Origin of the sequence: Leucobacter musarum subsp. musarum, assembly GCF_001273845.1 — a bacterium.
Taxonomy (GTDB): Bacteria; Actinomycetota; Actinomycetes; order Actinomycetales; family Microbacteriaceae; genus Leucobacter; species Leucobacter musarum.
Genome location: NZ_JHBW01000021.1, coordinates 1 through 460, shown reverse-complemented (window position 1 = coordinate 460; position 460 = coordinate 1). Strand labels below are relative to the sequence as shown.

Below are 460 nucleotides of genomic sequence, written 5' to 3'. Positions count from 1 at the left end.
CCTCATTCTAACGTTATCATACTCGTGTCTCTTTTTTTTTCAAGCAGAAGATGACATACGATATCTATTACGTTCTCGTGTGCTCTGTTTTTTTTTTTACAGGCAGAAGCCGGCAAACAAGTTCCCCCTTAGTCGCGGGGGCGCGGGACCGGGGACCATCACCGCCGATTTCGCGCGCCTCGTCGCTCCCGGGCAGGTCGTGGGCATCGACGCGTCGAGCGACGTCGTGGAGAAGGCCGCGGCCGATACGGCATCGCTCGGTCTCGCGAACCTCCGCTTCGAGACGGCGGACGCCTACGCGCTCGACATGGCCGACGACAGCTTCGACATCGCGCACGCGCACCAGGTGCTGCAGCACGTGGGAGACCCGGTCGCCATGCTCCGCGAGATGCGACGCGTCACCGCGCCGGGCGGGGTCGTCGCGGCCCGCGACGTCGACTACGAGGGCGTCATCTGGTCG

Annotated in this window: 1 protein-coding gene; it reads left to right on the top strand. The window is 63.0% G+C overall.

The features are described 5' to 3' along the window. Nucleotides 1-79: 79 nt before the first annotated feature. Nucleotides 80-460: methyltransferase domain-containing protein (locus CH42_RS16825; RefSeq protein ID WP_275575605.1), on the top strand; the 381-nt coding region annotated here is incomplete at its 3' end.